Source organism: Sphingobium sp. IP1, from assembly GCF_002708645.1.
Taxonomy (GTDB): Bacteria; Pseudomonadota; Alphaproteobacteria; order Sphingomonadales; family Sphingomonadaceae; genus Sphingobium; species Sphingobium yanoikuyae.
On record NZ_NOIW01000183.1, the window covers coordinates 1 to 5,860 of the forward strand.

General features: G+C 67.9%; 8 protein-coding genes. 4 read left to right on the forward strand and 4 right to left on the reverse strand.

Annotation, left to right across the window (positions count from 1 at the left end; all coding sequences use genetic code 11):
• Positions 1 to 173, reverse strand: a 173-nt coding sequence (locus CG471_RS28645; protein ID WP_180275835.1) for an MJ0042-type zinc finger domain-containing protein, incomplete at its 3' end; no start/stop codon positions are given.
• A gap of 180 nt (positions 174 to 353) precedes the next feature.
• On the opposite strand from CG471_RS28645, the gene ftsE reads away from it, so the two are divergent.
• The 4 genes from ftsE to CG471_RS28665 are packed head-to-tail and all read left to right on the forward strand — an operon-like array spanning position 354 to position 3,213.
• Positions 354 to 1,064, forward strand: coding sequence for a cell division ATP-binding protein FtsE (gene ftsE, locus CG471_RS28650; RefSeq protein ID WP_004208937.1), 711 nt, complete (start codon positions 354 to 356; stop codon positions 1,062 to 1,064).
• A complete protein-coding gene (locus tag CG471_RS28655; RefSeq protein WP_099234532.1) occupies positions 1,064 to 1,966 on the forward strand; it encodes an ABC transporter permease in 903 nt (300 codons plus the stop codon). Before ftsE ends, CG471_RS28655 begins: the two co-directional genes overlap by 1 nt.
• Positions 1,963 to 2,493 carry a YdcF family protein gene (locus tag CG471_RS28660; protein WP_010338644.1) on the forward strand — a complete coding sequence of 177 codons (531 nt, stop codon included), beginning with the start codon at positions 1,963 to 1,965 and terminating at the stop codon, positions 2,491 to 2,493. The genes CG471_RS28655 and CG471_RS28660 overlap by 4 nt, the downstream gene beginning before the upstream one ends.
• A 3-nt stretch (positions 2,494 to 2,496) precedes the next feature.
• Entirely contained in the window at positions 2,497 to 3,213 is a 717-nt protein-coding gene (locus CG471_RS28665) for a 1-acyl-sn-glycerol-3-phosphate acyltransferase (protein ID WP_180275836.1), read from the forward strand.
• Here the strand turns inward: CG471_RS28665 and CG471_RS28670 are convergent.
• The 3 genes from CG471_RS28670 to CG471_RS28680 are packed head-to-tail and all read right to left on the reverse strand — an operon-like array spanning position 3,207 to position 5,737.
• Entirely contained in the window at positions 3,207 to 4,112 is a 906-nt protein-coding gene (locus tag CG471_RS28670; RefSeq protein WP_099234533.1) for a prephenate/arogenate dehydrogenase family protein, read from the reverse strand. The genes CG471_RS28665 and CG471_RS28670 overlap by 7 nt on opposite strands.
• Before the next feature lie 4 nt (positions 4,113 to 4,116).
• Complete coding sequence (hisC, locus tag CG471_RS28675; RefSeq protein WP_099234534.1) at positions 4,117 to 5,226, reverse strand: histidinol-phosphate transaminase; 1,110 nt, start codon at positions 5,224 to 5,226, stop codon at positions 4,117 to 4,119.
• Positions 5,227 to 5,272: 46 nt separating this feature from the next.
• Positions 5,273 to 5,737, reverse strand: a complete 465-nt coding sequence (locus CG471_RS28680) for a phosphatase PAP2 family protein (RefSeq protein WP_257211727.1) — start codon at positions 5,735 to 5,737, stop codon at positions 5,273 to 5,275.
• Positions 5,738 to 5,860: the final 123 nt, after the last annotated feature.

The window sequence follows — 5,860 nt, forward strand, 5'->3', positions numbered from 1 at the left end:
GCATACCGGGCGCGCGCGTCCGCCGCGCTCACCCCTCCGCCCGCCCCGGGCGCGGGGCCTTCCTGGGACCAGCTATGCTTGCAGGCGGCGCACCGCACCTGGCGTCCGTCCGGGCCGACGGCGGTGTCGGGCACGATGTAGCGCGTCGCGCAATTGGGGCACACCAGGATCATTCTGCTTCATAGGCATGGCAGGGACTCTAGGGCAAGAGTCTGAAACACAGACCAGCTCATGGGCGCGACTCGCGGCATTGCGCGGGATAGTTTGTCGGCCTGCCCTTTACGCGTCCCCGCCGCCTGTGCCATGGCAGGGCTTCGGGGAAGCAGGGAGCGCATCGGCGCCACACGTCACTTATGTCGGCCATCGTCCAGTTCGAAAATGTCGGCCTGCGCTATGGTCTGGACAGCGAGACCCTGTCCGACGTCAGCTTCTCGCTCAACAGCGGCGATTTTTATTTCCTCACCGGCAGCTCGGGCGCGGGCAAGACATCCCTGCTGAAGCTCCTTTATCTCGCCCAGCGGCCCAGTCGCGGCGTGATCCGCCTGTTCGGCGAGGATGTGGTGACGCTCCCCCGCAAGCGCCTGCCCGGCTTTCGCCGCCGTATCGGCGTCGTGTTCCAGGATTTCCGCCTCGTCCCGCATCTGTCCGCCTATGACAATATCGCCCTGCCGCTGCGGGTCGCGGGCATGGAGGAAAGCGAGATCGACGCGCCGGTCAGCGAAATGCTGAACTGGGTGGGGTTGGGCGATCGCGGTCAGGCGCGACCCGCGACCCTGTCGGGCGGGGAGCAGCAGCGCGTCGCCATCGCCCGTGCGGTGATCGGCCGGCCGGAGATTCTGGTCGCCGACGAACCGACCGGTAACGTCGACGCGGACATGGCCCGCCGCCTGATGACCCTGTTCGAAGCGCTCAATCGCCTCGGCACCACCATCGTCGTCGCCACCCATGATCTGCCGCTGATGGCCCAGGTCGCGAGCGCGCAGATGATGCGGCTGGACAAGGGCCGGCTGGCCGATCCCACCGGTGCGCTGCGCTATCCGCCCCGACCGCAGGGTGGCGCCTGATGGCCGGGGGCAATCGTCGCAGCGCCGCGGCCGCGCGCCATCGCCTGCTGCCCGCCGGCCGGGTGGCGGGGCCGATGCCCTGGATCATCGCGATCATGATGTTCCTGACCGTGCTGGCCGCCGCTGCGGGCCTTGGCCTTGGCACTGCCGTCCGTGCGATGAGCGCCGATCTTGCCGGCCGCGCCACGGTTCAGGTGGTGGAGGCCGATGCGCAGCAGCGCGACCGTCTCTCCGCCCGCGTGCAACAGGCGTTGCGCGGCAATCGCGATGTGCGCCAGGTCGCGCCGGTCCCGGCCGCGACGCTGGCGCAGCAACTGCGTCCCTGGCTCGGCGCCGATGTGACCAGCGGCGACTTGCCGATCCCGGCGCTGATCGACGTCAGCCTGACGCCGGGCAATGCGGCGGCCAAGGTCGACCGGTTGCGTCGGTCGCTCGCTGCCCTGTCGCCCAGCCTGCGGGTCGAACCCCATGCCGCCTTCCTCGCGCCGCTCGCCGGCCTGCTCACCGCGCTGGGCTGGCTGTCGGGTGGGCTGGTTCTGCTGATGGGGCTCGCCACCGGCGCCGTCGTCGTGCTGGCCGCCCGCGGCGCGCATGACAGCCATCGCACCACGATCGAGGTGCTGCACCTGATGGGCGCGACCGACGTGCAGATCGCTCGCCTGTTCCAGCGTCGGATCGCGCTCGACGCCACCATGGGCGGTGCATTGGGCTTTTCCTTCGCCGTGCTGGTGATCCTGCTGATCGGCGCACGCCTGTCGGCCACCGGATCGCAGCTGATGGGCGCCGTCGCCTTGCCCTGGACCAGCTGGGCGCTGCTCGCGGCGCTGCCGATTGCCGGCATTCTCCTGTCGACGCTCACCGGCCGCTGGACCGTGCTGCGCGCGCTCGGACGCTCGCTATGATCGTCCGCCTGATCGCCGTTACATTGCTCGGCTGGATGCTGGGCTTTGCCTGGTTCGCGATGTTCCTGCCCCAGCCGCTCGACGGTCGACAGACCGACGCGATCGTCGTGCTGACCGGCGGCGCCGGCCGGATCGACCGCGGGCTGGCCCTGCTGGAGGAGGGCGCGGCCAAGCGCATGCTGATTTCGGGCGTCGACCGCTCGGTCCGCCCGGTCGAACTGGCGGCCGAATATAAGACGCGGCTGTCGCTCTTCACCTGCTGCATCACCCTGGGGCGCGAGGCGATCGACACCCGCTCCAACGCGATCGAGACGGCCCGCTGGCTGGAACGGCGCGATTATAAGAGCGTCCGCCTCATCACCACCGACTGGCATATGCGCCGTTCCGCGCTCGAACTGCGCCAGGCGCTTCCGGGCCGGATCAACCTCGTCTATGACGCAGTGCCCAGCCGTCCCAGCCTCACCATATTGGTGCGGGAATATAATAAATATCTCGCGCGCCGCGTGGCCGCGCTCTTTGGTATCTGATCCATGACCCTGTTCATTGCCCTTCGCTCGCTCATCTTCATGCTGGCCTTCTATGTCGGCACCGCCTTCTTCGTGCTGGCGGCTGTCATCGGCGGGATGTTCAAGCCCGCGCATGTCCAGTCGGCGGCGACCGGCTGGAGCCGCTTTCATCGCCTCTGCGTGCGCTGGATTTTGGGGCAGCGGATCGTGGTCGATGGCGACCTGCCGATCGGTCCCTATCTCTACATCATCAAGCATGAATCGATGTTCGAGACGATCGACCTGCTCTGCCTGTTCGACCGGCCAGTGATCGGCGCGAAACGCGAATTGCTCGATATTCCCTTCTGGGGCGGCATCGCCCGGCGCTATGGCCTGATTCCGATCGAGCGGACTGCCGGCGCCAGTGCGCTGCGCAGCCTGCGCGCTTCCGCCAAGGACGCCGTGGCGCAGGGGCGGGCAGTCTGCCTGTTCCCCGAAGGAACGCGCGTGCCGCACGGTGAAGCGCCGCCGCTGAAGTCCGGCTTTGCCGGTCTCTACAGCCTGCTCGGCCTGCCGGTGGTGCCGATCGCGATCGACAGCGGCGTCGTCTCGCCGCGCGGCAAGTTCCTCAAGCGCCCCGGCATCATCACCTACAAGGTGGGCGAAATCGTCCCCACCGGCCTCGACCGTAAGGAGGCCGAGGTGCGCGTCCACGCCGCGATCAACGCGCTCAACCCGGCTTCAGCCCTTATCGGTCAGTGAGACCGGCCGAAGTCGGGCTTGGCGTCGTCCTGGCCCTGTTCGATGATCGACCGGCGGATGGCGCGGGTGCGGGTGAACAGGTTGAACAGCGTGTCACCGTCATTCCAGCGGATCGCCCGCTGCAAGGCTGACAGATCCTCCGAAAAACGCTGCAGCATTTCCAGCACCGCGTCCTTGTTCGCCAGGAACACGTCGCGCCACATGGTCGGGTCCGACGCGGCAATGCGGGTGAAGTCGCGGAAGCCGCCGGCCGAATATTTGATCACCTCGCTTTGGGTGACATTCTCCAGGTCGCTGGCGGTGCCGACGATGGTATAGGCGATCAGATGTGGCAAATGGCTGGTCACCGCCAGCACCAGGTCATGATGCGCCGGGTCCATCGTCTCGACATCGGCGCCGACCCGGCGCCACAGTTCCGACACCCGCTCGACGGCCGCGGGATCGGCATCGGCGGGCGGGGTGACGATCGACCAGCGCCCCTTGAACAGGGTAGCAAAGCCCGCTTCCGGCCCGCTATTTTCGGTCCCGGCCACCGGGTGCGCCGGGATGATGATGCGGCCGGGCAAAGCGGCGTTCAGCTGCGCCAGCACATCCGCCTTGCACGATCCCACATCGCTGATGATCGCGTCGGCCGGCAGTTCGTCGGCAATCTCCGCTGCCGCCGCGCCCATGGCGCGCACCGGCACGCACAATATCACCAGTTCGGCATCGGTAACGGATGCGCCGGCCGTATCGGTGATGTCGTCGCACAGGTCGATGCGGCGGGCGGTTTCGCGCACGGCGGGGTCGGCATCATGGCCGGTGACGCGGACGGTCGGCATATATTCGCGGATCGCCCGCGCCAGCGAGGATCCGATCAGGCCAAGGCCGATGATGGTGACACGGGAAAAGGGCAGCATCGCGTCAGGCCGCCTCCGCCATGGCGCGCAGCTTGGCGGCGACGGCGCGGGTCTGTTCCTCGGTGCCGATGGTGATGCGCAGGCCGTTGGGCAGGCCCTGGCCGGGCAGCCAGCGGGTGGCATAGCCTTCGTCCCACAGTCCCTTCATCGCTGCCTCGGCGGTCAGCTTGCCGTCGAACAGGATCAGCAGGAAATTGGTGCGGCTCGGCACCGCGCGCAGGCCATGGTTGGAGAGGGACGCGATCTCGCCCGCCAGCCATTCGCGCCATTGCGCATTATGGGCGCGGCTCGCCTCGACCCATTCATTATCCTGGATCGCGGCGACCGCAGCGGCCTGGCCGGCAGTGGTCACGTTGAACGGCGCGCGGATGCGGTGGAGGATGTCGATCACATCTTGACTGGCATAGCCCCAGCCGATCCGCTCAGCGGCCAGGCCATAGATTTTCGAGAAGGTGCGGGTGACGAACACGTTGGACGCGGTCTTTGCCAGTTCCAGCCCCGCATCATCCTCGTCCGCGTCCAGATATTCGGCATAGGCCTGGTCCAGCACGAACAAGATGTCGGGGCGCAGCCCGGCATGCAGTCGCGCAATCTCCTCCCGGCTGGTCATGGTGCCGGTGGGATTGTTGGGATTGGCAAGGAGGACGACCTTGGTCTTCTCCGTCACCGCCGCCAGCAGCGCGTCGACATCGGTGGCATAATCGGCGTCGGGCGCCTCGATCGGCGTCGCGCCGACGCGGCGGGCGGCGATGTCATAGACCGAAAAGCCGTAGCGCACATAAAGCACCTCGTCGCCCGGCCCGGCATAGGCGCTGGCGGCGATATGCAGTAGTTCGTCTGACCCGGTGCCATAGATGATCCGCGCCGGATCAAGCCCATGAACCGCGCCGATCGCCTCGCGCAGCTTGGCCGCGCCGGGATCGGGATAGGTGGCCAGGTCCGCCGTCGCCGCCACCAGCGCCGCGCGCGCGGCCGCGCCGGTGCCCAGCGGATTTTCATTGGCGGACAGCTTGATCAGCGGCCGGCCGTCATCGGCGGCCGACTTGCCGGGCACATAGGCATGAATGCCGAGAATCCAGTCCTTGGGGGCGGGTTTTGCTGCAGCGTCGCTCATGGAGCGCGGCTTTAGCGGCTTCCGCGCCAAAGGCAAAGCGGCTGGATCAGTGGGACGCAGCCAATTCCTGCCGCGCCAGTTCGCGCTGGGCACGGAACACCGGATCGGACTGCAACCGCGCATAGGTGGCCGATGCCACGACCCGGCCGGCCAGCGTGTCGCTCAGCCAATGGGCGCGACAGATGACCCGGCTCTCGCCAAATTCATAGCCGCGCTTGAGCAGCGCATCCTGCTTGTCGGGCATGACGTCGGTCAGGACCAGCGCCAGCATCCAGCCGATCGCGGTATGGCCCGACGGATAGGAGCCGTCCTTGCGCAGCATCGGCTCGTCCTGCGGGCGGCAGGTATTGCCGTCATGCTCCACGAACGGGCGCACCCGCTGATAATGGCCCTTGGCGCGTGAGGTGGAGAAGGCGGCGTCGGCCGCGGCGCGGCGCAGCAACATGGTGAGGTGCGGGTGGCTGCCGTCCGACAGCGACAGGCCGGCGATCGGCTCGAACGACTGGACCATGTGCGGCCAGCCCAGATCGGCGTCCGAGGCGGCCAGCGCCTGGCGATCGGCCGGCGCGGCGAGCGCGGCGCGCCACGCTTTTCGTCGGCAGGGTCAGATGTGGGTTAGGTGCCCGCGTGGGCC